The organism is Leclercia sp. S52 (assembly GCF_039727615.1).
In the GTDB taxonomy this organism is placed as follows: domain Bacteria; phylum Pseudomonadota; class Gammaproteobacteria; order Enterobacterales; family Enterobacteriaceae; genus Enterobacter; species Enterobacter adecarboxylatus_B.
Window position 1 is genome coordinate 4195707 of record NZ_CP152474.1, and the last position, 26673, is coordinate 4222379.

A 26673-nucleotide genomic window follows, 5' to 3' on the forward strand; every position below is an offset into this window, starting at 1 on the left:
TTCATATCCCCCCCTGGTCACTGTAATTGCTGCGCGCCTTCGCGCGGGTGCGGCGTTCGCGCTCGTCGAGCTGGCGGGCAACTTCGCGGGCAATATCCTGCGGGTTCTGCCCTGGCTGCGCATGAATTGTGATCGGAGCGTGCGTTTCAAAGTGCATTACTGTCGGTGCGCGCTCCGCCTTCGCGGGCTGGCTCTGTTTGTATGCCATTGCGGGAAGGCTGAACGGATGCAGGGGGGGCGGCTTCTGCAGGTGCTACCGCCATGCCCAGGGTTCCGGCCACAACCGATGCCAGCGCCGCCGTGCGCCGCCTGCTGGTCACGTTTGCCGGGCCGTTCACAATTTCGGGGCCATTCTCTCCGACTATGCCAAACTGGCCGCGCGGGATAGCGCCCCCGTTGTCATACATGCCCGCAAAGCCCATCATGGGGAATCCGCCAGGCGGCAGCACCACTTTCCCGTCACCGTTCACCGTGCCGGGCTGTTGCTTCACCACCTGGTCCGGTAGCTTCGCTTTTGCAGCCTCCTGGCTGACAATGCCCAGTTTTTCAAGCAGCCACGACACGCCAGATTTAAGCGACTCCAGCGGCTGCATCACCATGTTCAGGCCTTCAGCCAGGGCCTCACCAAACCTTTTCCCCATAGCGGCCGCGTTGTTCAACTCCTCAGCCGTGGATTTAACAGGCGTCAGCAGATCCCGGAACCATCCCCAGAGCGCCTGCACCTTCTCCCCTATCCACTGGAATAAAGGCCGGACAGGCTCAAAGGCTGCGCTGATGGGGGCGGCCGCATCCCTGAACCCTTCCACCACACCGCCCAGAAAAGCGCCGATTGGCTGCCAGTATTTCCAGATGACCAGTGCCGCACCCGCAAGCGCAGCAACTACCAGCCCGACGGGACTAAGTAGCGCACCCAGCAATCCCGAAATACCGAACAGCGCGCCGCGAAGTAAGGCGAGCGGACCGGATACCAGAAAGCGCAGGACACCCCCGGCAGCGGTCAGCCCTCCGCGAAGCGCCGCCAGGGGGGTTCATCACCGCTGCTATCACGCTGCGCGTTCCGGCCATTCCGGCGCGGAATACTGCCAGCGGCGCACCCGCCACCGCCTTCAGCGCATTGCCCACGAGTCCGGCTGACCGCTGCAGGGCATTCAGCGGAGCTGTAAGCAGGCCAGTGCCAGCCCCCGCGGAAGCCATTCCGCGCCGTAACAGGGAAAGTGGCGCATTCGCCAGCCATGTCAATGCATTGCCGGTGTGCGTAACGGCAGTGAATACAGACGGTAACGTTTTTACGCCGAGCATGGAAAAGCCAAACCGCAAAACTGCCAGCGGCCCCAGCACAGCCGCCACCACAACGGCTAACGTACCAAGCCCAAGTGTGATCGCAGCTGTAGCGGCAGCCACTTTCATCAGCGTGCCTGCCAGCTGCGGATTAACTTCAATCCAGCGCCGCAGCGCCCCGGTTACGCTTTTCACGTAATCCATGATATCCATCAGCGGCTGACGCAGCGTTTCGCCCAGGCTGCTGAAGGCGTTCTGCGCCCCCGTTTTTACCAGCATCCACTGCGCAGAAAGGGAATCCCGGTTTATGTCGGACTCTTTCTGCATTGAGCCATTTGCGCTATTACCGGCAGTGAGCTGCAGCTGACGGCGCAGCTCCGGCAGGTTGTTAGCCAGCTTTGCGGCATCATCGCCATATTCCTTGCCAAACAGCATTGTCATGGCGGACAGGCGCTTGTCCTGCGGCAGCTTTTCCACCTTCTCCATCACCCGCAGAATGGTGCCCATGGCATCCTTCGTCATCTGCTTTTCAAGCTCTTCTGGCCTGAGCTTCAGCATATCCATGCCATCCATAAAGCGGTCACTTTGCATGGTGGCAATGGACAGCTCACGCACCATAGCGTTTGCGGCGCTGGCTGCCACTTCCGGCGCTGCGCCAAGTGACAGGAACGTGGAGCCAAGCGCCGCAGCCTTACGAAAGTCCAGACGGTCAGCCACGCCCCCCATGCGCTGCAGCACGTCGATAATGTCCGCGCCCTTTGACATGGCGTTATCGTCCAGGTAGTTCAGCGCATCGCCCAGCTGCTCAATATTGCGGGTCGGCACCTTGTAGAGACTGGCGATTTTACCCAGGCCTTCGGACAGTTCATCGGCGGGCAGTTCAAACGCGGTTGCCGCTTTGGCTGCCGTACTGGCAAAGGCCAGAAGGTCACGCTTCTGGTCTTCCCATGAATCATTCGGGTTCGCCACGTTCATACGCGCGCCACCTTCGACCAGGGCGGCATAGTCCACCGCGCCATTTTCCATGGGTAGCTGTTCGCTGGCAGCCTTGATCGCATCCTGCATTTCATAGAACCGCGCGGTGCGGTTGCCGTCATCGTCACGCAGTCCATTGACCTGCTTTGCCACGCCTTTCATGGCATCTTCCATGCTGGCATAGCTTTTCACCGCCGCCACGACCGGCGCACCCATTGCCAGCCCGGCGGCTGAGGTCTTGGCCCCGGCCCCGGCGATGCGGTCCCGCACTTCCAGGCTCCGGGAATACTGCTCCCTGACGGCATTAACCCTGGCCTGTTGCTCACCGAGTCGTTTAAGGGATTTCTGCTGACGGTCCAGCGCCTGCCGGGTGTCGTCAGCATTCTGGCGCAGCTCGCGCTGGGCGCTGCTGAGCTTGCGGGTATCCATCCCGGCCTCGTTCAGCGCAAGGCGTTGCTTCTGCACCGACTGGCGCAGGCCGTTGTATTTAGTCTGCAGCTCCGAAACACGGTTTCTGGCCTGCTCAAGCAGGCGCGCCTGTGCCGCCGTCGGGCGGTTTGTATCGGTAAATTGCGTGGCGAGCCGGGCCGCTTCTTCGCGGGCGGCGTTAAGGTTGTTACCGGTGACGGCCAGCTGCGCGCTGGTTTTACGAAAGCCTTCAATTTTGCCCGCCTGAGCATCCAGCTCTTTCAGCCTGGCGCGGCTTTGTTGAATGGCGGTAGCCAGCTCTTTCGAGCTGGCCTGCGCAGTACGGAATGGGCGGGTGAGTTTATCAACCGCATTAAGAATCACCTGCAGACGCAGGTTAGTGTCACTCATCGCTGGTCCCGCTTCTCTGAATCGCTTTATGCCGCCACTCCAGCACTTCGGTCAGCGGCATAACGTCAGTGACGGACGGCGGCCAGTGAAAAATGGTGGCAATATCTGCCACCAGATCGTCAATCGTCAGGCTGTCGGTAAACCGGCAAGAACCGACTTCTTCAACAAAAAAAGTCACTACCTCAACGGACAATGCAGTGAGATCGGCAGGGTCAAGCTCTGCCATTTCCTGCGCCGTAAGGGTCGGCGTGGAGATACGCGGAATAACGGTCATCATTGCGCTCACGTCCATATCCATAATGGCCTGCAGGCGGGTGCCACGAAGTGCGCCGGACTGGGGTTTGCGCAGCACAATTTCTGTGATTTCGGTTTTACCGCGCTTGATGGGGGTGTCCAGCTGTACGGTCTTTTCAGTCAGCTTGTCGGTCATGTTCTCTTCCTGTTAATAGGTTACTGGCGCGGCTGCCCGCGCCGTTAAGTTAATCAGAGGCCCAGGGCGTTACGGTGCGCTTCCATCAGGTCCACGCCGTCAACGATTTCAATCATGTTGACCAGATCGACCTCATAGAGCACTTCACCGTTGATCGTCAGCTTTGCGTAGCTGTTGGTACTGCTCACTTTGGTGGTGTTGCTTTCTCCGGTCTTCCACTCCCCGGAATCCAGCTCCTTGTGACGCCCACGCACTACCAGCTCCACGGCCTGCACTTCCCCGGTGTCGTCACGCTGAATGGAGCCGGTAAAGCGCAGCTGGATGCCGTCCACCGTGGTCGCCCCCATCTGCTTGAATAACAGCAGTTCGGTGCCTCCAACTGAAAATTCCGTGTCCAGCGCACCGTCATCCAGCCCCAAATCGATATCCACCGAGCCGGGCATACCACCGCCGCGATACTTTTCAAACTTGCGCGTGAATTTCGGCAGGGTGACTGACTCAACGATCCCCTGCCAGTTGTTACCCGCGTTGAACAGGTTCAGGTGTTTTAACTTGCGTGGTAAAGCCATGGGGTCCCCTTACGCGCTGACCCGGCTGGAGAAATCCAGCAGGTATTGATCGGTGATGCGCTGGCGCAGCATCAGGTTTTCAAGCGGCGGTACCGGCGTGTAGTCGTAGTCGATAATGAGTTTCCCGGCCTTCAGGGAGTCCTTATCGTTCACGGATTCATCCAGCCAGCAGTCTGCCCCGATGATGTAGCCCTGCGTTTTCAGATTGCGCAGTTTGGCGCGGATACCTTCGATAATGTCGCGGGCCAGCGACGGGTTAAGCACGCCATCCACCGCCCACATATGCGCTTCTGCGATGGTGTCAGCCAGTACCTGCGCCGTGCGGGTGTAGTTTTCAAAAGCAAACAGCGGATCGTCACTGAGGCAGCGGGAACCCCAGAAACGGAAGCCATCTTTACGGATCAGCGTGGTCACATCGTTCTGGTTCAGCAGGCCCGCATCGGTGGCCGGGTCCTGCAGATCCCAGAACACATCTGCAGAAAGCCCGGTAACACCGTTCACGCCGACATTGGACAGGGTTTTGTGCCAGCCGGTCTGTTCGTCAATTTTGGCGCGCAGACCGAGCGCACGGGCGGAGGCGTAAGCCTTCGCATCTGCATTCAGCACGGTGTCAAAGTTGATGAAGTCAGGCCAGATCAGCATCCCTTCGCGCTGGCTGAAGTTATCGCGGTAGGCAATGGCCTCCTCCACCGTTTTACAGCCGTAAGCGGACAGGTAGGCAAACCCGCGCAGGCTCTGCGCCACGCTGAGCAGCTCAGTAGCAACCGCCTGCGTGTCATGCCCGGGCACGCCGAGAATGCGCGGCTTGACGCCGAGCTGCGACTGCGCCGAAAGCAGAGCCTTGATGCCGGTTTTTTTACCGTCAGCGGTCACGCCGCCGATAATGTTGGAGGTGGTTTCCGCTTCGGTTTCGCCCTGCGCCACGCGCACGACAACCGTCACAGGTTTTGCCTGGTCTGCAATCGCATCCAGCGAGCGGGCCAGCGTGCCGGACTCGCCCGCTTTGCCGCTTGCGGTCAGTACATCAGTCAGCAGGACCGGCTTGTTGAGGGGAAACATGGACGCATCGGCATCATCGCCGGTGCAGACCATGCCCACGATAGCGGTGCTCACCGTGGTAATGGATCGGGTGCCGTCGTTGACTTCAACAACGCGCACGCCGTGGTGGTAATCCTGAGCCATAAGGCAGTCTCTCCGGTTACAGGGGGTCTGCTTATGTTCTGGATGATGAGCCTGTAACGCACGTTATCCGCTATGTACCACTGATGGCACAATAAGAATACGCACTGTCAGACGGGCGTCATCCCACCCCCTACCCATGAGCAGCAGGAGCAGATTGCAGAAAATGATAAGCAGAGCAGAATCTCTGATGCCAACAGCTTCATGAACAAAAAATAGTGGCCTGGCAAAGCAGCGCTTGGTCGGATTAAGGGGGACGAGCTGGCACAGTACAACGCATGGCTGGATTATCTTGATGCGCTGGATGCAGTAAATGCAACCAGCGCACCAGATATCACCTGGCCTATACCTCCGGCTTCGGCGGAAGGTTAATTTCAGGGGCGGTGCTGGTATCAACTTTGGTCAGTTTGTAACGGTACCGCTGCCATTCAGCCAGGCGTGGCACGTCTGCATCGTCAATATAGCCTCCAGCCTGAGCATCTGCCAGTGGGGCGATAACCTCTGCAGCCTCTGCCAGTAACGCGGTTTTCTGCCGTTCGGCCTCTGCGACATCGGCAGCATGCTGCGCTTTCGAGTCCGTCACCCACTGACTACCATTCCATTTATCATATGGCGTTGCAGGGGATTGCATGGTGGTATTTTGCGGGTAATCACCTGGCACAGTAATAGTGATTTTTTCACCTGTCATTGTGCTGTATACCACCTCACCGCGATGATCAACAATGCACTCCCAGGCTTTGTCATCCGATGTTCTGCAAACAGCAAAGCCTTCTTTGATTATGTTCGGCGCATCAATACACGAGTTGGCAGGAATACCCACTCCCACAGCCAGGTACTCAATTGATGAAGAAAGATATTCTCGCGTCTCACCATCGTAGTTGAATACAGTAATATTACCCGCCTCGGTAGCAAGCAGTTCACTGTTTAATTTTGCCAGATCCATTATGCCGCCCTCACAATATAGTTAAACGCGACGTTCCAGGGACGTGTATCCGCTGGGATAACATATGCATCACCAGAAGCCGCACCATTATCGTTATTAATAGAACCTGCCGCGCCATTGATATTTTGACATGTAACGTTGACGGCATCGGACAAGATGATAGTACCAGGGTTAAATGCTCCGGCAAATGTTGAAAGAGAAAAACCCAGGTAACCTACACGGGGTCCCTGCCCAGTGTTGATAGCCCGACCAGAATCAACCCCACGACTATCATCCCATCCCCGAATAAAATACCCCCCTCAGGTCTGGAAGCGTACCCGACGGGTAAGCAGCGGCCAGCTTTGGATATTTCGCCTTATCAAAAGTCGCGCCATTGCATTTTATCCATCCCTCTGGCGGCGTTGCCTGCGGCCACGGAATGGGGACGCCAACTGGTAAAGCCGAGCCTTCTCCTAAACCAAGGTTTTTGAGAGCGCCGGAGATATTTGATGCGCCGGTGCCGCCATTTTCGACAGGCACCACATCAGAGTTGGTGAATATTTGACGAACGGTAAAAGTGCGTGCTCCGACAGCACCAGAAAGGCGCACTTCATAGTGATAATATGCCGCTGCCGTGGTCGTCGAATACCAAAGTTCGATATGACCCAGCGCGGTTACGTTGAGTAGAGTTTGATATGTATCACCTGGTACGGTCACGCCAGCAGGGATATTGGTCATACTACCGGACATAACAACATAACGAGAACCCGGAATGAAATTGAACGTTTGCCAGTCCAGCGCTGCCAGTGCTGCGCCAACACCGCCAATGCTCATAGCCGTAAGTCCAAGGTAATCAAGAATGCCCGCAACCGACTTGCCGGACAGATCGGTTAAGGTGCTGTTGAGCGGCTGCTTGCCAGCAAGGGCATTTGTCATGGTGGTGGCGAAGTTTGGATCGTTACCCAGCGCCTCTGCCAGTTCGTTCAGCGTATCCAGTGCCGCCGGGGACGAAGCAACCAGCGCCGCAATAGCGGATTTAACAAAGGCCGTGGTGGCAATCTGCGTATTGTTCACCGTCTGCGCGGCAGTGGGCGCGGTTGGCGTTCCGGTCAGAGCAGGGTTTGCCAGCGGGGCCTTAAGCGCCAGCGCATTGTTTATCGTTGTTGCCACCGCCTGCACAAAGGCCGTGGTGGCAATCTGCGTATTGTTCGCCGTCTGCGCAGCAGTGGGCGCGGTCGGTGTTCCGGTCAGAGCAGGGCTTGCCAACGGGGCCTTCAGCGCCAGCGCGTTGTTGATGGTGGTGCTGAAAGCGGGATCGTTGTTGATTGCTGCTGCAATTTCTTTCAGCGTGTCAAGCGTGGCCGGCGCACCGTTAATCAGGGCAACCAGCGCCGCCTGTACAAAGGCTGTGCTGGCGATCTGGGTTGAGTTATTCCCCGCCGGTGCGGTTGGCGTTTTCGGCGTGCCGGTCAGCGTCGGACTATCTTTTGGCGCATACTGACTGTGAGGATCTGCAGCAGCAAGGTGCTTTGCCATCAGGTCATCCACATACACCTTAAGCTCCAGCACCTTATCATCCACGTACTTACGGGTTGCCAGTACCACGGAAGGGTCAATTTTAAGCGTGATATTATCGGTACTGCTGGTAATCAGCACCATGCGCACCGTCTGGGTACGCCCGCTTCCCTCTGCCAGCTGCGGCTTGTAACTCTCCGGGCAATTACCGACGGCAATCAGCGCGCCAGTATCGTCGAACAGCCCAACCTCACGAATCCACCAACCGCCCTCCGTTTCGGGGATCACCTGCTCAGCAATCATCTGGCTGCTGTTCTGCGGATCGATATACAGCATATTAAGGTCGGCGCGGCGCTTTTCGGCTACCAGTTTTGTCTGCTGTGCGCTGGGCGTGGGCAGCACACCGCCACCATCACCCACCGCCATCTGGGTAATTTTCAGCGGAACACCGAGTGCGGCGGCGCTTGCCAGTTTCGCCGCGCCGATCTCCGTCAGCAGGGTATAAAATTTTGCGCTCATGGATTCACTCTCATTGTGTCAATAACATGGACCGCCCCGCCCTCGTAAGCGGTGCCGCCGGAAATAATGGTTTCGTTGATGTACGGATAAATCGTGATTTCTTCGCCGGTATAGGTAGCAGCACCTACCCACAGATCGCCGCTTGTCTGCAGGTTTATGGACATGCCCACCAGGTGACGGCTGCACGGTTTGGCATCACTAATCAGCCGTTCCAGCTCCAGATAGGTTTCTTCCGTAATGCCCTGGTCCTGCACGCCAATATCCAGGCGAAACGTGCCCGGCGCTTCACCGGTCTGCCACCACTCAACGATGCGGATCAGAAAGCCGAACGGCTCCACGACGCGCCGCACGGCGCTGGTTGTCCCTTTATGCTGATGGATATAGAAAGCGTCCTGCACCACCCGGCGCTTCACACTTTCGGTCCAGCTTTCGTCCCAGCGGTCAACGGAAAAGGCCCAGGCCAGATACGGGAGAAAAGCAACGGGACACGTTGCCGGATTCCATAAATCACGCAGGGATACCTGCAGATCGGATATACCGCTGCAGGTCTGCGCCAGGCGGCTCTCAAGCGGTGACGAACCGGGCGGCAGCAGGCTATTCATCCGTGCCCCCGTTGGTTACGCTCCATTCCGTGCAGGACGCTGCCTGCGTCTTATCCAGCACCACATCATCCAGCGGTGACGCCAGCTCCACGCGCTGGACACCCTCAACATGCAGCGCGGCATAAATCGCACTGCGCCGGATATCACGCCCCAGCCGCGTCTGACTGGCGATGTACTTCTGCAGGCTGGCTTTAGCCTCAGCCATCACCGGCTCAGCTTCCGGGCCGGGATACAGGAAAATCGTTGCATCAACACGGTACGGGATAATTTCGGCGCTGCGCACCATCAGGCGATCCGCAACCGGGCGCACGCTCTCACTGTTAAGCGCCCGCTCAACAACCGCCAGCAGATCCGCCCCTGCCGTACCGTCTCCCTCACGGCTCAGCACGGTAAGCATCACCTCAGCCGGTGCCGGACTGGTTGCGCTGGCGTCCGCCACGCGCCCGTCCGCACTTTTAGCATGAAACTCATATGCCGCCGTCGGACCCGCAACGGACAAACCTTCGAATGCAGCAGGAATACGCAGGCGCAGCGCCTCGTCACTTTCCATAACGGCAGCGACCGGCGGCACCGCGTTGTTGTCGGCAGGAGTTACTATCAGGCGCGTCACGTTATAGTTGGCCGCCAGCTGATCGAGATCGCCACTTATCGCATAGGCCACCATGACCGCCTGCGCGGCCTCGTTAATTCGCTGTAGCAGCAAGATTTCGCGGTAGGTGTTTTCCTGCAGTTGTTTGGAGATGGGTTCAGATTCCAGCTCAAGCGTGCGCCGCACCGCGTCCTGCTCATCCGCCGGATAAAGAGCCACAAACGCTGCCTTACGTTCAGCAAGCAGCGATTCAAAATCAGGCACGTTCACGATCTGCGGCGCGGGTAGCCGGGAAAGGTCAATTGCTGCCATTGTCTGCTCCTGTTGGTACAGAAAGGGAAACAGGCGCGCCGTTATTGCGCTTCCCGGTTAGCTCAACCACCATTGAGCCGTCAAAGCTGCTGCTGATAGTGATGGAATCCAGCGTAATCCGTGGCTCCCATCGGCTCAGGGCTACATAGACCGCAGACATGATCTGCAGGCGCAGCGCCGGGTTCTGCGGCTGGTCTATCAGGGCAGAGAGCAGGGAGCCGTATTCGCGGCGGGCAATACGACTACCCTGTGGCGTCAGCAGAATATCCCGCACCGACTGGCGCAAATGGTCCGTGTCCGTTATTGACCTGCCGCTACTCTGGTTCATGCCGATATACAGCGTCATACCGGGCCTCCCGAAGTGTCGCCACCTTTCATGACTTTGATATGGGCATGGTCATCCACCACGATCCCATTGGAACTCATCGCGCCGCCGCCTTGGGTGACGCTGCCGTTGATCACGACTTCGCTATTAATACGGGTGCTGTCAGCCTCCACAACAAACTCACCTGTTTTCAGGGTGATGTTGTCAGCCGCCTCGATCACCATTGATTTGATACCTTTGACGTGCCATCGCCCGGTGGCGGGTTCGTACTCAAACCAGCCCCCATCCGGGTATTCCGTCACGCTGCCGTCCACGGAATCCGATGGCGGCGCAAACTGATTGGAGTAAATGGCAGGCAGCGCAAAAGCGGTTTCCAGATTGCCGCCCAGGCTCAGCAGTACCACCTGTTCATCCGGGGACGGACACCACCAGGTGCGACCGCCTCCGGCGCGCAGTGTCAGCCAGTTAATCCAGTTGGTTTCAAGCTCACCCACCTTTACCCGGCACAGCCAGTTATCCCGGTCCACTTCGGTCACGGTGCCGGTGCGGATCAGGTTGGTGATAAGGCGCATGATTTCTGTTAAGTTTTTGTCCATACGCTTAGGGTGTACCAAGACAAATTGGCGTTCATCAAAACAAAAATGTGTCACTGATGGCACAATTGGGAGATTCGGATGAGTTCTTTTGATAGGTTTTACAAATGGGTTAAGTCAAACGGGCGCATCGTCGAAGAATGCAATGATGCTGATATCCAACATCTTTTTTTTGCAGTACATTGAAGAACTGACAATTACCGCAATTGATTCCTATAGTTTAGAAATCCCCAAAATCATTCAACGCAATAAAAAGGAGCATGATAGCTTTGTGCAAAAACACATAAGTCATTGGGAGGATGCTTTAAATCATTTAGAACTACTAATAGATATCTGCATTAATTCTGGCTCAGATTTTAGTGAACACCGTAAAATCGAAAGCGATATCGCAAATGAAATTAAAACTGGTCTTCTTATAAGACTACATGCGAAAGCCTGTTCAATATCCAACGAAATTTTACTGTTACTAAAGAATGGTTACGCTGATGGTGCTCATGCTCGATGGAGATCGCTTCACGAGGTAAATGTCACTTTACAATTTATTAGTTCAAACAGTCCTGTTTGCGCAGAGAGATTTCTGGCGCATGAAATCTATGATAGCTATTATGGGATGAAATACCATAAAAAACATGAGCATCGACTACAAGAAAAGGGTCCTACAGATGAAGAATGCGCTATTATTACACGAGTATTTAAAGACAAATTAAACAAATACGGCAAAGACTTTGATTCACAATATGGATGGGCGACTCCTTTTCTACCTGAGAATAATAGAGCACCTGGATTCCAGAGTTTAGAAAAGGCTGTTAAATTAGACCATATGAGACCATACTTCAAATGGGCAAGCCAAAATATACACCCAAACATTAAGACAATCACCAAAAGCCTCACATTGCCAACTTTCGAAACAAGCGTCATTAATATTGGCCCAAGTAATTTTGGACTTACAGATCCAGCTCAGAATGCTGCACTAAGTTTAACGCAAGCAACCGCAACAATTTTAACAATTGTTGAAAAGGAGGAAAACATAGTAATAATCAATTCATTAACCAAGCTCACGGAGGCTATTGGAAAAAAATTCTTAGAAACAGCCAGAACATTCGATGTTTGAAATTCATCCAGTTAAATAGCTGAATAATTTCTCTTCTATTAAATTAATTGTCGTATTGTCGAAGCCCAGCAATTGCCTCTTCGCATAACGTATTTCTGGCCCTTTGAGGTTGACACGATCACGCAGGCCGTAATGGTGAACCCGGGCAATACGTTGCACCTTATCCTCAAACTGCACGCTGGCAGAGTCGGCACTGGTTGCAGTTTTCAGGTATTTCGTCGTGCGTAGCTTCGCAAACATCTGGCGCTTGATGCGCCCCTTCTTGCTGCGGGCCGTTACCCGGCGCGGCTCGTAGTCGCTCCCGTCCGGATTTCGCTGCAGCCTGATATTCTGCTGCTGACTGCGGCGCAATTCCTGCGCCAGTTGACGCATCATGCGGCTGCGCGCGGCAGGCTCCAGATTTGCCAGCAACGCCGCCAGCCAGTCATCCACCCTCTGCAGATCACTCATGCTTGACCGTCCACATTTCTTCCGATACGTCCGGTTCTGGCACCGCCTCAACGCTCGACACGCCCCCGTCGGCGCTGACCAGTACGCGCTCCGTCAGCTGCAGGTTCAGGCTGATATCGCACACATCATTGCGCAGAATATCCACGTCAAAAGTGAACAGCTTTTCGCGCAGTTCAGGGTTGTTGATTGCATCCGGCTGATTGCCCGTGAGCCAAAGCAGAACGGGAGCCATCAGCAGATTCTGGTCCCCGCTGAAATCCTCGATCACCACGTTCAGGGTGTAGCGGTACTCCCATGACATGGAGCTGGCCCCGGTTGCCACCAGTGAGCCGTTATCCACAAACAGGTGCAGTTTGTCCGGGTTATTGCGGACATACGGCACCGCCTTATTCAGGGCGCTGCGTAAAGACTGCGGCTTGTTCACTGTCTCGCTCCTGACACGCAATTATCGTGTCCACTTTGTCAGCACACGCCGCCCAGGCGGCCTCCGTTTCATCCAGCACCGCATTCAGATTGCCGTTACTGCGCGGCGCTGACCTTTCCAGGCGGCACTGCGTCACTCTGGGACAGCCACTCACGGTAAGCTGCACCTCCGGCGAGGGCCGGACGCTCCCGCAGCCGGATAACATCAGCAGGCAAAGGGGTATCAGCCCAGCGGCGCAAATCCTCATTTTCACGTTTCAGTTCCTCTATCCGGTGCTGACGGTTGCGCAGCAGCGTGGAGGTCTGCTCCGCCGCCGCATAAAGCCGCGTCTGCTCCCGGCTGTTGGTTTCAGTCAGAATGGACAGGCCAATCAGCTGGCTGTTTTTCTTCGTCAGTTCCTGCGCTTTACTTTTCAGCGCCACGCCCTGCGTCTCGATGGTGTGGCTGGCATTGTTAAGTCGCCAGGACTGCCAGCCCAGCGCCGCAACAGTCAGCGCCAGCACTACAACTAATGCACGTGTCATACGCCAGCGCCTTTAAGGCACCAGGCCAGCTCCCGCGCGCGGCGGTTCTCCAGCCCTTTGTTTTTCTGACCATTAACGTAAATCCAGCGCGGCAGCTGATTGCACGCCTGCCACCACTGCTGGCGGTTGATGTAGGACACCATGGTGGATCGGCATATTGCGCCGGTGCCCACGTTGAAACCGATGCTTACCAGCGCATCGTAAACATGCTGCGGGGGCCTGACCTTCAGGCAGGCATCCAGCCTTTTTTCCGTCAGCAACACGTTGCTGATTAACCCCTGCGCCGCCTGCCGTTCCGTAATAGTTTTGCCCGGCACCACGCCGGACGTATTGCCGATCCCGTCAGTCCAGACACCCGCGCTGCACTGGTAAGGCTGCAGGCGGCACCCCTCGAAATCGGCTAACAGCTTCAGTCCCTCGACTGAGGTATTCAGCGACTGGAAACCGGGCAGCGTGGCGACGATAGCCAGCACCACCCCGACAAGGCAGCGTTTAACGGTTGAAGGATTCATATTCCCCCCCGCGTGATTTGCCCGTCGCGCAGCAGCTGGTAGGTTTTGTGCTTGTAATACCAGTTGATAGCCAGCATCAGCGCACCAATCAGCACGCCGCCAACCGTTGAAGCATCCTTAAGCGACAGATCGCCCAGCCATGCCAGCAAAACAGCGATGCAATACGTGATAAAGGCGCTGATTCGTTCAAGCGTCATAATTCAGTCCCATAGCTGGACGGTCTGCGCCGTGGTTGTCGCCGGAATGTCCGGCAGCTCCACCTGCAGCCCGTGCGGTAAAAAAGGGCCATACTCAGCCAGCCCCGGATTTGCCTGCAGAACCTGCTCGGTGACACCCTGCGTGCGCCCGTAATGACGCCAGCAAAGCGCGTCCACCGTGTCATACTGGTGCGCACGCACTTTCATCAGATAAGCTCCACCATGCAGTGCGGTGCATCCTGCACCCGGCTGATAGCCCAGCGGGCATCACGCCACAGATCGCCGCTGGCCTCCGCCAGTTCCTCCCCTCGCTTTACCCCGGACGCCGTGGCGTCATAATCCTGGTAACGCTCATTGAGCACGGCGCGCGCCCAGCAATACACGGCGTTAAGGTAGTGCTGAATGCGCTCGCTTTTGCCGTCCAGCATTTCCGCCGGTACGCCAGCCAGATCCCGGTAGCCCAGCATCTGCTGGCGGTTGCGGAAGTCGTACAGCTCAGCGTTAACTTCGGAAATGGCTGTCAGCGCAACCTGCCTCAGACGGGGCTGCGTCACCGTGCCGTCAGTGCGCATCACACTGCGAAATTCCGACAGGTCCACATCAGGCCAGAACGGCGTATTTTTAATAACGTCCGCCTGTTCCGGTGCCTGTTCTGGCGCAATAAACTGCATGCGGCTTTCTCCTGAAATAGTGGGCGGTGGACGGGGTTTTGATGTGGCAGTGCCTTTCGCCACCCCGTGCCGCCCGTGCGCGGGGCACGTTCGTTAGCGGCTGTCACTGCGCAATCTGCGCTCCAGCTGCTGCTTTTCTTTTTTCACGCCGCAGCGGGGATCGAGCTGCAGCGCATGGGTAAGGTGATTCAGCGCTGAAGCCGGGTTGCTTTCGGTGAGTACCGCGCCGATGGCTTTGTGCAGGCGCGCCCGGGACTGGTCCGGCATATCCTGATCGGTTGTCAGGTCCAGCGTCTGCAGGAGCAGATCGGCATCAAAACCGGTGGCGGCCAGCAGGGCGCTTTGTGCGGCGTCCGCCATTTCTTCCGCCAGAACGGTCTGCACGTTGCGGTTGCCCAGCGGCATCACCCAGCCATGGCGCAGTGCATGACGCCCGATTTCCAGCGCACCGGCATAATCACCGGCGTCGATACGCCACAGCATCACGTACATCAGCACGTCATCCTGCTGCGCACCTCCGGCAGCCAGCACGCCCTCCGCCCAGGCGGCATATTTCGGCAAAAGTTCGACCTTGATTGCCGCCTTTTTCACGGTGGACTGGATACCCTTGAGGCGGCGGCGGTCTTCTGCCAGCTGCAGCAGCATCAGGTCATAGCCGGACGCATGGCGAACACTGCCGCCCTCCCGGGCGGCCTGTTCGGCCTGAATGCGCAGGCGGTGCTGCCGTGCGGGACTCAGGCTCATGCGTTACTCCCCACCTTCCGGCGCAGCTGGCGCGGTGAAATCACCGATTTCGATGTTTTCGACCAGGGCCGCGCAGCGATAATCTTCAATCACATACGCTTCGTTGACGGATTCAAAGTTTTCAATTCGGTCACGTTTCGGGTTGTCGATAACAGAACGACGGCGGGTATCCTCCTGCCAGTAGATGGACAGGTTATCCAGACGGGTGATCAGGAGGGCATTCGCCGGGAAGAACGGCGCGCGCACCGCCTGCAGGCCCCCCATGCGTTTCTGGCTGATAATCAGATCGGCGGCGATTTTCTCGCTGTTTTCCTGCTCTTTGTTGACCAGCGGGAAATACTTGTCGGACAGCAGTTCGCGGCCGCAGATAACAACCAGCTCGTCATCGTCCTGATAAACCACGTCGATCAGCTCGCTAACCGCATCCATCACCACGGCGTCCAGGTTGGCATAGTCGCCGCCCTTGCCCACCTTCACCGCGCCTGCAGTGGTGGTGCCGTCCTGGGTGGTGCTGCCCATAACGTGGTCCGGCGCGTCTTCGCGGATTTTCTGCAGCCAGCCCTTATTCACGTCCTGCAGCAGCGGGTTTTCCGCGCGGTTGGAGGTTTTGGCGCGCTTCACGCCGTTGAAGCCGATCATGATGCGGTCCAGTGCCTGGCGCTTGATGATGGCGTTACGGATACGCACCTGGAAATCTTGGAATTTCGCCCACAGGTCCAGCTTTGCGTAGGTCAGCACCGTGTCAAAGTTGGTCTGCTCGCATTTGTATTCCACGTCCTCCATCAGCATCGGATCGGTAGGTTCGCGCTCTTTGGTGGTGGTATCGGTGGTTCCGGCAATGGTGGAGCCAACACCCAGGCCAAGCAGCTGGCCGGACTGCTCATCAACAGGCGAGACATTAATGAGTGTCAGGAAAGCGGCGGACTGCTGGATCTGGTCTTCCAGCGTCTGCTGCACGGACGGCTCAACGGTGAACTTGCTGGAAAGTTCTTCAACTTCCACCTGGTTCAGGCGCGCCAGCTGCTGCAGGTAGGCGTTAAAGGCAAAGCGGGTTTTCTTTTTCATCGGGTTTTATGCTCCATCAGCAATTGGTCAGGGTGCCTGCCGGTGCGTCACCGCCCGGCGCGCGCTGGCGGTAATCTTTACGGCTGTCTTCACGGCTCAGCTGCTGCTGAAGCCCGGCAAAGGCGGACTGCTGCTCCTGCAGCGAAGTTTCAAGTTCAGAAATGCGCGTGTCCTGATCGGACAGGGATTTATCGGTGCGCTCGCTCAGGTTCTGCTGCTCGGTGGCGACCAGCTCAACGGCTTTATGCACGTCAGAGAAACGCGCATCATCGGTCTGCTCTTTTTTAGTGAACAGGGCGGTGACGCGTGCAAAGAGGGACGGCTTTTCGTCCTGGGTTTCTTCCAGTTCGATCAGCGTTTCCTCAGCGGCGGTAAACAGGTTTTCCGGATTCTGTTTGCGGTTAGCCAGCGGGTTTTGCGCGGCGCTTGCGCTGAAGGTCAGCATTTCGGTGCCCAGGCTCGCCGGATCGTCAGTGGCGGCCAGGCCTACAAGATAGGCTTTGCCGGTGTCGGCAAACTTCGGGTTTACTTCCATAGAAGTGAAAAGCTTCTGGCCTTTCTTGACCAGTTCAACCAGTGAACTGGTCGGCTCCACGTCGGCATACAGCGCCATTTTCCCCTTCAGCGGGCCGTCCTGAATTTCTTCAGCAACCAGCCCGGTAACTCTGCCGTAGCGGTTAAAGGCGCTGTCCGGTGAATAGGACTTGATGTGCTCTAGGTTAATCAGCGCGGTGTAGACCGCCGGGTTGTAGCTGGCTGCCATTTGCTCCAGCCATTCACGCTGGATTTCGCGTCCGTCGGTGGTGGCACCTTCCACCCCGATGCGGAAACGCTTTGTCTTCACTGTCATGAGCCGTGCTCCGTTAGAAAAAACTTACTGGAGCCTTATGGTTGCGGTGATAAGGGGAGTGAAACAACGCGCGGCGCTTGTACCGCCCGCCACACAAACCGCAGCCGGGGAAAGCTGCCGGGCAAGGCCGTATGTTTGGGCCATGAACACGACACTGACCCCCGCAGACCTCGATCCCCGTCGGCAAGCCATGCTGCTGTACTTTCAGGGATACCGCGTAGCCCGCATTGCTGAGATGCTGGGCGAGAAAGTTACAACCGTTCACAGCTGGAAGAAGCGCGACAAGTGGGGCGACTATGGGCCGCTGGATCAGATGCAGCTCACTACCGCCGCGCGTTACTGCCAGCTCATCATGAAGGAGCAGAAAGAAGGGAAGGACTTCAAGGAAATTGACCTGCTGGCGCGCCAGTCAGAGCGCCACGCACGGATCGGTAAATTCAACGATGGCGGGAACGAAGCTGACTTAAACCCGAACGTAGCCAACCGCAACAAAGGTCCGCGCCGTCAGCCTGAAAAGAACGTTTTCTCCGACGAACAGATCGAAAAGCTGCAGGAGGTTTTCCACGGCTCGATGTTCGCCTACCAACGCCACTGGTACGAGGCAGGCAACCGCCATCGTATCCGCAACCTACTTAAATCGCGCCAGATTGGGGCAACCTTCTTTTTTGCCCGGGAAGCGCTGATTGACGCCATCACCACCGGCCGCAACCAGATTTTTCTCTCAGCCAGCAAGGCGCAGGCGCACGTCTTCAAGCAGTACATCATCGACTTTGCAAAAGAGGTGGATGTGGAGCTGAAAGGCGACCCGATGACGCTCAGCAACGGCGCGTGCCTGTACTTCCTCGGCACCAACGCCCGCACGGCGCAGAGCTACCACGGCAACCTGTACCTGGATGAATATTTCTGGATACCGAAATTCCAGGAGCTGCGCAAAGTGGCGTCCGGTATGGCCATCCATAAAAAATGGCGGCAGACCTACTTTTCCACACCGTCCAGCCTGACCCACAGCGCCTATCCGTTCTGGTCCGGCGCGCTGTTCAACCGGGGCCGCAACAAGGCAGACAAGGTGGATATTGACCTGACCCACGGCAGCCTGGCCCCCGGCCTGCTTTGCCCGGACGGTCAGTACCGCCAGATCGTCACCGTGGAAGATGCGGTGCGCGGCGGGTGTAACCTTTTTGATATCGACCAGCTGCGCATGGAGTACAGCCCTGACGAATACCAGAACCTGCTGATGTGCGAGTTTATTGACGATCTGGCGTCAGTGTTCCCGCTGAGCGAGCTGCAGGCCTGCATGGTGGACAGCTGGGAAGTCTGGTCCGATTTTCAGGCGCTGGCTCTGCGCCCGTTTGGCTGGCGCGAAGTCTGGATCGGCTATGACCCGGCGAAAGGTACGCAGAACGGCGACAGCGCCGGGTGCGTGGTGATGGCTCCGCCAGCCGTGCCGGGCGGCAAGTTCCGCATTCTTGAGCGTCACCAGTGGCGCGGGATGGACTTCCGCGCCCAGGCTGACGCGATTAAAAAGCTGACGCAGCAGTACAACGTGACCTATATCGGCATTGACTCGACCGGCGTCGGCCACGGCGTCTATGAGAACGTGAAGGCGTTCTTCCCGGCGGTCCGGGAGTTTGTCTACAACCCCAACGTCAAAAACGCCCTGGTGCTCAAGGCATACGACATTATCAGCCACCGACGCCTGGAGTTTGACGCCGGGCATACCGATATCGCGCAGTCCTTTATGGCAATCCGCCGCGCCACCACCGCCAGCGGCAACCGCCCCACTTACGAAGCCAGCCGCAGCGAAGAAGCCAGCCATGCAGACCTGGCATGGGCAACGATGCACGCACTGTTTAACGAACCGCTGCAGGGCGAAGCCGCCAATACCAGCAATATTGTGGAGATTTTTTGATGAGTGAACACGACGCCCTGACCAGCACCGCGCCAGTGCAGGAAGCCGCACAGCAGAAGAACACAACTCACGCCGAAGCGTTCAGCTTTGGCGACCCCATCCCGGTACTGGACCGCCGCGAATTGCTGGACTACGTGGAATGCGTACAGATGGACAAATGGTACGAGCCGCCCGTGAGCTTTGACGGCCTGGCCCGCACCTATCGTGCAGCAGTGCATCACAGCTCACCTATTGCCGTTAAGCGCAACATCCTGACCAGCACGTTTATCCCGCATCCGCTGCTCAGCCAGCAGGCATTCAGCCGCTTCGTGCAGGACTATCTGGTGTTTGGTAACGCCTACCTTGAGAAACGCACCAACCGGCTCGGCGGCGTTCTCTCGCTGGAGCCAGCCCTGGCGAAATATACCCGCCGCGGCGTTGACCTGGACACTTACTGGTTTGTGCAATACGGCCTGACCACGCAGCCCTATGAGTTCACCAAAGGCAGCATCTTTCACCTGATGGAGCCGGACCTGAACCAAGAAATTTACGGCCTGCCAGAATACTTGTCCGCCATCCCTTCAGCACTGCTGAACGAGTCCGCCACCCTGTTCCGCCGTAAGTATTACATCAATGGCAGCCATGCGGGGTTCATCATGTACATGACCGACGCAGCGCAGAATCAGGAGGATGTGAACAATATCCGCCAAGCGATGAAAAGCGCCAAAGGGCCGGGCAACTTCCGCAATTTGTTTATGTACTCGCCGAACGGCAAAAAGGACGGGATTCAGATCATCCCGCTGTCAGAGGTCGCGGCAAAGGATGAGTTTCTGAACATCAAGAACGTGAGCCGGGACGACATGATGGCCGCGCACCGTGTTCCACCGCAGATGATGGGGATTATGCCGACTAATGTGGGGGGGGTTTGGGGATGTTGAGAAGGCCAGCCTAGTTTTTGTACGTAACGAACTAATTCCTTTACAAAAACGTATATGCGAATTGAACGAATGGCTTGGTACGTCAATTATATCTTTCACTGAGTATTCTTTAAACATTTGATTAATCATCCCGGCACAGACATCCGTTGCCGGGATGAGTAACACTTAATAATCGAAGTTATTTTCCTCAACAGAAAATTCTATACCACGGCTTAGATCTTTAATATTAATATCTTCTTCAACATTAGTAATGTCATCCCCTTCTATTTCGAATTCCATTGACATCTCAACTGAAAAATCCAATGTTTCAATCACAACATTTGTAGAAGTTTCCATTGGAATGACCACTTTATCTTCGCTGTCCCAATAACCATTGGTAAAGTCTGGCCCGGTGACCGTTACCTCAAATTCGACGGAAACATCAAAGGTAACAATACAACTTTCACCATCAATAGAAATAATAGATGGCTCAAACTCACTAATTTCTAAAACTTTGAATTCGTCTAACTCAGAATCCTCCCATGTAGAAGAGTTGTAAGCATCCGCTTCATGTATTTTCTCTTCCAGCAATTGCCTAATTTCTTGTGAATTTGTAGAAAGATAGCGATTTATAGCCGAAGCAAGAGAATTTTCATGCGTATTGTAAATATCAAGAAACTTATCAAGAGTATCTATCTGGTAGAATCCTTCTTTCAATTCACAAAATGACTTTAAATCCTCATCCTCAGATATAACATAAACCGCATTACCATCCAGATACTTCTCAACTGCATTTAAAGATATAGCATCAGGAAACTCGCTTTTTTTCTTTCCATCCCCGAAAGGGGGTTCTTTAGCAAAATAAGAGTTTAAGATAGCTTCAATATTAATAGAGCCTAGTGGTGCATATTCAGCGTTACAATCTTCTAGGAAATCATTAAATGCTTGCTTAGCTGAAGCATAGACACCATCAACTTCTAATGGTTGAAAAAACTGCTGCAATGGCCCACCTTCAATATTTTTAATAATTTTCGCTTTTCTTTGAATGGTTTGCACTGCTTGTAATGCATCCTTAATGGAATCATCTATTTTGCTTTTCACTTCTCTTTCTACGACAGAAGTAGTTATTAATATCAATTCCCCTTTTGTGCATAATTCATAAAATGCCTCAAAAGCGGCCCCTTCAAAATGTAACCCTGCCTTTACATAGCATTGAGTATCAATAAACACTTTGTTTGTCTGAAGCATAAAGATCCTTAATAAATGAAAATAGTTTTTTAAATAAGAGACTATGCATTTACAAATAATAATTTATACGAAGCTGGCGTATTTTACTTATTTATTTTCACGATCGAGGTCCCAGACTGAGCACCAAGATATGTAGTAGCGTAAAACACCGTTTAAGCACACCGCGCGCGCTCGTATCCCCGCCACGCCTGCCCACTTTATGTAGTAGTTTTCATGCATCAGCATGAACGATGGAAAGGCCCGCCAGCTTTGGGGGGCCAGAGCAAAAACGATCCTTGAAAGATCATGCGATTTCATGCGGCATAGACATGCATGTTTAGAGCAGACAACAAAAACTAGACTGACTAAATGCACTCACTAAGTTCAGAAAGCAGCAGCTTTATCAAAACCAGAAATAACTGTATAAGAAATCGACGAATTGTCAGCTTTGTTTACTTTAAATTTGGCCCCTTTATAAGCCACTACATCACTACCCTTCGAATCTATGGAAAAATCAGTTGTGAATGCAGCACGAGCCATATCATTTGCAAACTCTCGATAGGTAAACTTCATGACTCCGCCGGCATTTCCATTGTATTCGATAGTTTTTACCAATGAATTGCTTACCCTGCACAGGCCGTCAGGAACACGTTTGATAGAGATTTCTGCGGCAGTATAAGAAGTACCATTTGGTGGTGAAACCTCGTTTTTGGCAGCGTCGTAACTTACATAATCAACATAGCTTCCAATCTGTCCGTAAAGATTTTTTAAGGCAACTGCTTGAGGGTTGTGATAATTACGATAAACACCATTGCCAACGCTGCAATAGCTTCCAGCAGCAACTGAAGACAACGCGCCATTGCCTGCGCCAAGTTCTAGTACATCCGTTTTGAACCCTGTTGCAGATGTAATGATAGGATCGCCCATATAAGCTGTAGCACTTTGCCCAACAGGAGGCTTAACTACTTCAATAGAGGTGACACTTGGGTTAGGAGAACGTGGTACGCAGCCAGTGAGTGCTACAGCAAGAGATATTGATAACATTACGTTATTAATTTTCATTTTTTTGCCTATTTTTATCTTAATAAAAATAAGGCGATATCTGATTGACATCGCCTATCACTAATATCTAACTCTTTTTAATTAGCTAAAACAAGTCTCTATCCGCGCAATCTTTGCAGCCAAATGTCGTTTACCCAGGTATGCTGCATGATCAGCATCACACTTTTATGCATTTAACCCTTTAAATACCATGGCTCTGCTTTAGCGGATTCGAATGGCTGTTAATGGAAAAAGGGGTGAAAGTGTTAGTAATGATCGGATTTAAGTGCTCTTAACAGCACCAGACAAATATTCTTATCTTTGTCGTTCATTACACCAAAACGCACAATATTTCCCTAACTGGTAACGTCCATTGTACGGCTGTATTCATGGTTGCGAATTTTCGCCATCAGCTCGTCAGTCAGCTCAGAAACCCACTGGATAGCCAGCCGCTTTTCTTCGTCGCTGCACTCGCTTGCCGCTACCAGCTTAATGAAAAAATCAATGCGCTGAAGTTTCAATGACTCCAAAAGATAATCCTGCATTTTCCCTCCTATTACGGTCACTGACACAATATAACTGTATGTATATACACTGTTTATATATACAGTATAGTACCGATTTCTAAATGTAAAACGCTTTTTTTGGCCTTCAATAAGAAAGCCCTGATATGAGTCAAAAACAGAAATTTTTTTGGTTGGTCAGTAATACTGCCGCCACTTGTCATCCTCACGCAGCTGCCCGCTCTGGTAAAAGATGCGCAACCCGCCCCCTGACGGAAGGCTGCCGCCGCGTACAAGTAAATTAACCTCGTATTCACTGCCATCGAACCCTCTGGACTGCAGTTCATACTCAAGCTGAAGGCGCTGCTGACCCGAAATGTTCTGTTTGTATTCCTTTTTCCGCTTCGGTTTAACGAGCCTCAGCCTTGCGGTCAGCTCACGGCGTTCTTTCCGGCCCATGCTGTGCAGGTACTCATGCAGCTCTTTGTCACTCATGGATTTAATCTCGGGTAGATCCCCGCCTGTTTGGTTCAAATTTTCAACAGGGGGACAGTTATTGCCACGAGTCCAAGGGGCGCAAGCGCCCTGGTCGGCTATCGCCTCCTGAAGGTCAACGGCTTTACGAACCATTTTCCACTTCACTGCATGAGTGCAGATCCGGCCCTCAATGATCGGGGACCAGATGCCATAAATACGAACACCATGATCGCCGTAGGCGCTCGGCTCGTCGTTCAGCTCATAGGCAGTTCTGACAAGGTGATGTTTACGGGGAACCAGGACGCCGCCCTGCTTCATGATGTAGGTGGCAAAACAGCCAGCATCAGCTGCAGCCAGCACCGCATCCAGACGCGGGTTTTCCAGTACCGGCGCGCCTGCCTTCTTGTCACCCTGCGCCCTGGCGGCCTGACCAGCCAGCAAGCGCAGCTCGCGGTACGCCTGACGGCCAGGGATACCAAAGAAACGGAATTGCTGAACACGGTGCAGCGAAGCCCAGGCGTTTACGTTCTCAGCGTTATCGCGCAGTGATCTGCCTGTTTCTTTACTGATTTCCTGCGCCAGCCCGCGCCCGTCGATATTCTTACTGATGTATTTGGCGATATAGCTGGTCGGTGTACCCTTTCGCGGGTTGATAAGCTCAGACTTGAAGCGCGGCCCGGTATTGTTGCCCAGCTCCTCCCGGTCCTCACGAATGGCGAATTTACGCAGCAACGCGGTGATGGATTTACGGTCTTTTTTGCGCATGAAGCACAGCAGATGCCAGTGCACGGTGCCGTCATGGTGTGGCTCGGCAACGCGGACGCCATACCAGCGCAGCCCGGCTTTGTGCATCGCCTTACGGAAGGCGGCGAACATATTCACCAGGTAATCGCTGCTCTGCCGGACCGTGGCACTGGTCCATTTCGGGTTAGGCCTGCCGTTATTGAGCGTCGCGTGAAAGCGTGACGGGCAAGTGATGGTATAGAACACGGCGCATTCGCCACGCATTTCTGCGATAAGCTCCAGCCCTTTAACACAGGCCATCATTTCGTGGCGCCGGTGCGCCGGATTGCTGCTACTGGCGTTTACCACCTCTTCCATATCCAGCGTGTCACCTTCGGCGTTAACCAGCTCATGCGAGCGGAAAAACTCCAGTGATTTGCGGCGCTGTTCGCGTTTGTGGATCACAGCTTCATAGCTGACATACGGGGACGCCTTTTTGTTAACCAGGCAAACAGCACGCAGCTGCTCCTCCCGCCATTCACACCGCATCTGCCACAGCTTGCGATACCACCAGTCCGCACAAAGCATGCGGGCCAGTGAACCCGGAATAAGCTCATACGGGACCGGGTTGCGGCGGTTCTTTTTACGGCGCAGCTGTTCAAATGCAGGCGGTATAACATCAAGGCGCATAGCTTCAGCGGCGACCCTTTCCCATGACCGGCGGATCTCTTCCGGCGTAACGTCATCATCCGTAAACAGCTCACCGCAGGCAGTATCCAGACACATGCTCATATGTGCGGCTACCAGGGTGGATAACCGTTTGACCTGCTCCTGATTCATTTCTGGCAGAACCAGCAAGCCCTCCATCCCGTCCTGGCTCGCCATAAAACGGAAGGAGGCGGAAACCTGACTGGTGCGCACTTGCTCCAGCCGTTCAAGACACGGCCTGATGGTTTCCCGCAGATAACGGGAATATGCCTTTGGTTTACCCAAGCTCTGGAAATATTTAATCCTTTCGAGCAGAGGCTTGCTGATGTGCGCCGGTTGGGCGCTCACGTCAGCAATAATGACCAGATCGGGATTGAATTGCTGCTGTTCGCGGGCCATTTTGGCGCGGCTTATCAGCTGGTCCTGCTCCATTTCTCGCTGAACAGGATCACGGGATTCATTGTAGAAATAGCGCTCCCAGACCTCATTACTCAGGGCCTCGCGGCGCAGCTGTTCCTGCTCATTATCCGCAGCATAGAGAGTAATCAGGTTTGAAAGCTCAGAACCCGGCGTAACTTCCGCCGGGTACAGATAGGGGTTAATCGCCTTTTTAGGTGCATTCCAGGTAAAAGCAGCGGCGGAATCATCTGCGCCGCCGTGCTTTTTAACTTCGTGATGACTCACGCGCGCACCTCATGCACGACAGAGCAATCAGGGCCGCCTGCTGGATCAAAGCCAGCCCATACTCTCGGTTTGAGTACAGCAATCAGTTCGTCTGCAGTTTTCCCTTTGCCTGCAGCAACACCGATGCTGCGTTTTACGTTAATGCGGTCATGAGTGAAATTGCGATACAGGGAACGAGTCAGGAAAGTGTCGCTGTTTGAAACGATGACCGGATGCCCTTCTGATGCACGGCGCTCAAGAATAGAGGCCAGATGATACTGATCGTCCTCAGTAAAACCGGCAGTGTGATAGCCACTGAAAGTACCGTCATAAGGCGGATCGCAATAAATAACATCCCCAGGCACCAACAATGCCAAAGTTTCGTCATAGCTGGCGCAAATGAACGTGGCGCGGGTAGCTTTTTCAGCAAAAGCGCGTATTTCATTTTCAGGAAAATACGGTTTTTTATAATTACCGTAAGGGGCGTTAAACTCACCCTTTTTGTTATAACGGCAAAGACCACGGTAACAGTGGCGATTTAAGAATAAAAACAGCGGCGCGCGCCATTCAGGGTCTTTATCGCGATTGAATGAATCCCGGCTATCATAATAACCATCTTCACTATTGAACATTTGAAACAGATGTTTGGTCCGTTCAATAAAATCAGAAGTGTTGCGGAAAACCTCCTGATATAGATTTATTAAATCAGGATTAATATCCGCAACAAGATAATGAGGATAGTCTGTCGCCATCATCACAGCGCATGAACCCGCGAAAGGTTCAACCAGTCGCTGGCCAGCAGGAAGGTGCTTAATCAGTTCCGGCATGATGGCGGTTTTATTTCCCGCCCATTTCAGGATAGTGCTCATACAGCACCTCCGTTGTAGTGTTTGCCTTTCAGCTCTGCGATTTCCTGACAAGTGACGCAGCACTGCACGCCCGGAATGGCGCGGCGGCGAGCTGGCGGGATCGGCGCATCGCAATCAATGCAGAGAACACGGGAAACGCCCGGCGCTTTATTGCGGGCGGTATGGATGTGGCGTTGGCGTTCTTCTTCAACGCGCTGCTGTACGAGGTCCATTGAATCGGCCATTAGTGGATCTCCTGCGCTTCGTTCTGAATTTTCACAGCCTCTTCACGAAGAAGCTCAGCCGCTTCTGCATAGTTCAGCTGGCGGGATGTAATACGGGCGGCGATAGATTCCATGCGGGCCGCCATTACATCGGCACGGCCACGGCGTTCTTCTTTGCGCGCTTCAATCAGCATCTGGTTCAGGCCAGCATCATCTGGTCCGGTTTTAGTGGTGCGGGTTTCGATATTTCGCATATTCATTACTCCTGAATTTGGGCAA

The 26673-nt window shown here is 54.5% G+C and carries 28 protein-coding genes and 5 pseudogenes; 4 read left to right on the plus strand and 29 right to left on the minus strand.

Annotated elements, in window-relative coordinates:
- Position 1: 1 nt before the first annotated feature.
- The 5 genes and pseudogenes from AAHB66_RS20070 to AAHB66_RS20090 form a co-directional block, all read right to left on the minus strand.
- Positions 2-3072: pseudogene (locus AAHB66_RS20070) on the minus strand (phage tail tape measure protein).
- Positions 3065-3184, minus strand: coding sequence for a GpE family phage tail protein (locus AAHB66_RS20075; RefSeq protein ID WP_347114256.1), 120 nt, complete (start codon positions 3182-3184; stop codon positions 3065-3067). Before AAHB66_RS20075 ends, AAHB66_RS20070 begins: the two are co-directional and overlap by 8 nt.
- A 14-nt stretch (positions 3185-3198) precedes the next feature.
- Positions 3199-3502 (minus strand): annotated as a pseudogene (locus AAHB66_RS20080) (phage tail assembly protein).
- Between the two features lie 53 nt (positions 3503-3555).
- Positions 3556-4071 carry a phage major tail tube protein gene (locus AAHB66_RS20085; protein ID WP_312134085.1) on the minus strand — a complete coding sequence of 172 codons (516 nt, stop codon included), beginning with the start codon at positions 4069-4071 and terminating at the stop codon, positions 3556-3558.
- A gap of 9 nt (positions 4072-4080) precedes the next feature.
- A complete protein-coding gene (locus AAHB66_RS20090; protein WP_347114258.1) occupies positions 4081-5253 on the minus strand; it encodes a phage tail sheath protein in 1173 nt (390 codons plus the stop codon).
- Positions 5254-5373: 120 nt separating this feature from the next.
- Here AAHB66_RS20090 and AAHB66_RS20095 point away from each other — a divergent pair.
- Positions 5374-5622, plus strand: a pseudogene (locus AAHB66_RS20095) (tail fiber assembly protein); the annotation flags it as partial.
- Here the strand turns inward: AAHB66_RS20095 and AAHB66_RS20100 are convergent.
- The 6 genes from AAHB66_RS20100 to AAHB66_RS20125 form a co-directional block, all read right to left on the minus strand.
- Entirely contained in the window at positions 5594-6193 is a 600-nt protein-coding gene (locus AAHB66_RS20100; protein ID WP_347114260.1) for a tail fiber assembly protein, read from the minus strand. The pseudogene AAHB66_RS20095 and the gene AAHB66_RS20100 sit on opposite strands and share 29 nt — an antisense overlap.
- 270 nt (positions 6194-6463) lie before the next feature.
- On the minus strand, positions 6464-8206 hold the full coding sequence (locus tag AAHB66_RS20105; RefSeq protein WP_347114261.1) for a phage tail protein: 1743 nt from the start codon (positions 8204-8206) through the stop codon (positions 6464-6466).
- Complete coding sequence (locus tag AAHB66_RS20110) at positions 8203-8808, minus strand: phage tail protein I (RefSeq protein ID WP_347114262.1); 606 nt, start codon at positions 8806-8808, stop codon at positions 8203-8205. The genes AAHB66_RS20105 and AAHB66_RS20110 overlap by 4 nt, the downstream gene beginning before the upstream one ends.
- Positions 8801-9709: a baseplate assembly protein gene (locus tag AAHB66_RS20115; RefSeq protein WP_347114263.1), complete on the minus strand. Its 909-nt coding sequence runs from the start codon at positions 9707-9709 to the stop codon at positions 8801-8803. Before AAHB66_RS20115 ends, AAHB66_RS20110 begins: the two co-directional genes overlap by 8 nt.
- Positions 9696-10055 (minus strand): GPW/gp25 family protein, encoded by a 360-nt coding sequence (locus AAHB66_RS20120; RefSeq protein ID WP_347114265.1) that lies wholly within the window; start codon positions 10053-10055, stop codon positions 9696-9698. The genes AAHB66_RS20115 and AAHB66_RS20120 overlap by 14 nt, the downstream gene beginning before the upstream one ends.
- A complete protein-coding gene (locus AAHB66_RS20125) occupies positions 10052-10630 on the minus strand; it encodes a phage baseplate assembly protein V (protein WP_347114267.1) in 579 nt (192 codons plus the stop codon). Before AAHB66_RS20125 ends, AAHB66_RS20120 begins: the two co-directional genes overlap by 4 nt.
- Before the next feature lie 142 nt (positions 10631-10772).
- Here AAHB66_RS20125 and AAHB66_RS20130 point away from each other — a divergent pair, with 142 nt between their 5' ends.
- Positions 10773-11738, plus strand: a complete 966-nt coding sequence (locus tag AAHB66_RS20130; protein WP_347114268.1) for a DUF5677 domain-containing protein — start codon at positions 10773-10775, stop codon at positions 11736-11738.
- A gap of 3 nt (positions 11739-11741) precedes the next feature.
- On the opposite strand, the gene AAHB66_RS20135 is transcribed toward AAHB66_RS20130, so the two are convergent.
- The 11 genes and pseudogenes from AAHB66_RS20135 to AAHB66_RS20185 all read right to left on the minus strand — a co-directional run bounded on the left by AAHB66_RS20135 (position 11742) and on the right by AAHB66_RS20185 (position 17175).
- On the minus strand, positions 11742-12188 hold the full coding sequence (locus AAHB66_RS20135) for a phage virion morphogenesis protein (RefSeq protein WP_347114269.1): 447 nt from the start codon (positions 12186-12188) through the stop codon (positions 11742-11744).
- On the minus strand, positions 12181-12612 hold the full coding sequence (locus AAHB66_RS20140; RefSeq protein ID WP_347114270.1) for a phage tail protein: 432 nt from the start codon (positions 12610-12612) through the stop codon (positions 12181-12183). The genes AAHB66_RS20135 and AAHB66_RS20140 overlap by 8 nt, the downstream gene beginning before the upstream one ends.
- On the minus strand, positions 12575-12817 hold the full coding sequence (lysC, locus tag AAHB66_RS20145; RefSeq protein ID WP_347114272.1) for an Rz1-like lysis system protein LysC: 243 nt from the start codon (positions 12815-12817) through the stop codon (positions 12575-12577). The genes AAHB66_RS20140 and lysC overlap by 38 nt, the downstream gene beginning before the upstream one ends.
- Positions 12708-13136, minus strand: a complete 429-nt coding sequence (gene lysB / locus AAHB66_RS20150; RefSeq protein WP_347114273.1) for an Rz-like lysis system protein LysB — start codon at positions 13134-13136, stop codon at positions 12708-12710. The genes lysC and lysB overlap by 110 nt, the downstream gene beginning before the upstream one ends.
- A complete protein-coding gene (locus tag AAHB66_RS20155) occupies positions 13133-13648 on the minus strand; it encodes a lysozyme (protein ID WP_347114274.1) in 516 nt (171 codons plus the stop codon). The genes lysB and AAHB66_RS20155 overlap by 4 nt, the downstream gene beginning before the upstream one ends.
- Positions 13629-13845 (minus strand): annotated as a pseudogene (locus tag AAHB66_RS20160) (HP1 family phage holin). Before AAHB66_RS20160 ends, AAHB66_RS20155 begins: the two are co-directional and overlap by 20 nt.
- Positions 13846-13848: 3 nt before the next feature.
- Positions 13849-14052, minus strand: a complete 204-nt coding sequence (locus tag AAHB66_RS20165; protein WP_039029574.1) for a tail protein X — start codon at positions 14050-14052, stop codon at positions 13849-13851.
- The gene (locus AAHB66_RS20170; protein ID WP_347114276.1) at positions 14052-14516 is read right to left on the minus strand and encodes a head completion/stabilization protein; all 465 of its coding nucleotides are present in this window, start codon (positions 14514-14516) and stop codon (positions 14052-14054) included. Before AAHB66_RS20170 ends, AAHB66_RS20165 begins: the two co-directional genes overlap by 1 nt.
- Before the next feature lie 93 nt (positions 14517-14609).
- Positions 14610-15260, minus strand: a complete 651-nt coding sequence (locus tag AAHB66_RS20175) for a terminase endonuclease subunit (protein WP_320530449.1) — start codon at positions 15258-15260, stop codon at positions 14610-14612.
- A 3-nt stretch (positions 15261-15263) separates the two neighbouring features.
- Positions 15264-16325, minus strand: a complete 1062-nt coding sequence (locus tag AAHB66_RS20180; RefSeq protein ID WP_347114278.1) for a phage major capsid protein, P2 family — start codon at positions 16323-16325, stop codon at positions 15264-15266.
- A gap of 16 nt (positions 16326-16341) precedes the next feature.
- Entirely contained in the window at positions 16342-17175 is an 834-nt protein-coding gene (locus AAHB66_RS20185) for a GPO family capsid scaffolding protein (protein WP_347114279.1), read from the minus strand.
- Between the two features lie 142 nt (positions 17176-17317).
- Here AAHB66_RS20185 and AAHB66_RS20190 point away from each other — a divergent pair, with 142 nt between their 5' ends.
- Positions 17318-19084 carry a terminase ATPase subunit family protein gene (locus tag AAHB66_RS20190; protein WP_347114280.1) on the plus strand — a complete coding sequence of 589 codons (1767 nt, stop codon included), beginning with the start codon at positions 17318-17320 and terminating at the stop codon, positions 19082-19084.
- Positions 19084-20122, plus strand: a pseudogene (locus AAHB66_RS20195) (phage portal protein). Before AAHB66_RS20190 ends, AAHB66_RS20195 begins: the two are co-directional and overlap by 1 nt.
- Before the next feature lie 44 nt (positions 20123-20166).
- On the opposite strand, the gene AAHB66_RS20200 reads toward AAHB66_RS20195, so the two are convergent.
- The 7 genes from AAHB66_RS20200 to AAHB66_RS20230 all read right to left on the minus strand — a co-directional run bounded on the left by AAHB66_RS20200 (position 20167) and on the right by AAHB66_RS20230 (position 26648).
- On the minus strand, positions 20167-21228 hold the full coding sequence (locus AAHB66_RS20200) for a PIN domain-containing protein (protein ID WP_347114282.1): 1062 nt from the start codon (positions 21226-21228) through the stop codon (positions 20167-20169).
- A gap of 363 nt (positions 21229-21591) precedes the next feature.
- Positions 21592-22320, minus strand: coding sequence for a hypothetical protein (locus tag AAHB66_RS20205; RefSeq protein ID WP_347114283.1), 729 nt, complete (start codon positions 22318-22320; stop codon positions 21592-21594).
- Between the two features lie 284 nt (positions 22321-22604).
- The gene (locus AAHB66_RS20210; RefSeq protein ID WP_152159313.1) at positions 22605-22793 is read right to left on the minus strand and encodes a hypothetical protein; all 189 of its coding nucleotides are present in this window, start codon (positions 22791-22793) and stop codon (positions 22605-22607) included.
- A gap of 156 nt (positions 22794-22949) precedes the next feature.
- Positions 22950-25343, minus strand: coding sequence for a replication endonuclease (locus AAHB66_RS20215; protein ID WP_347114285.1), 2394 nt, complete (start codon positions 25341-25343; stop codon positions 22950-22952).
- A complete protein-coding gene (locus AAHB66_RS20220) occupies positions 25340-26191 on the minus strand; it encodes a DNA adenine methylase (protein WP_347114286.1) in 852 nt (283 codons plus the stop codon). The genes AAHB66_RS20215 and AAHB66_RS20220 overlap by 4 nt, the downstream gene beginning before the upstream one ends.
- On the minus strand, positions 26188-26415 hold the full coding sequence (locus AAHB66_RS20225; RefSeq protein WP_013098805.1) for a TraR/DksA family transcriptional regulator: 228 nt from the start codon (positions 26413-26415) through the stop codon (positions 26188-26190). The genes AAHB66_RS20220 and AAHB66_RS20225 overlap by 4 nt, the downstream gene beginning before the upstream one ends.
- On the minus strand, positions 26415-26648 hold the full coding sequence (locus tag AAHB66_RS20230) for a DUF2732 family protein (RefSeq protein ID WP_347114287.1): 234 nt from the start codon (positions 26646-26648) through the stop codon (positions 26415-26417). The genes AAHB66_RS20225 and AAHB66_RS20230 overlap by 1 nt, the downstream gene beginning before the upstream one ends.
- Positions 26649-26673: the final 25 nt, after the last annotated feature.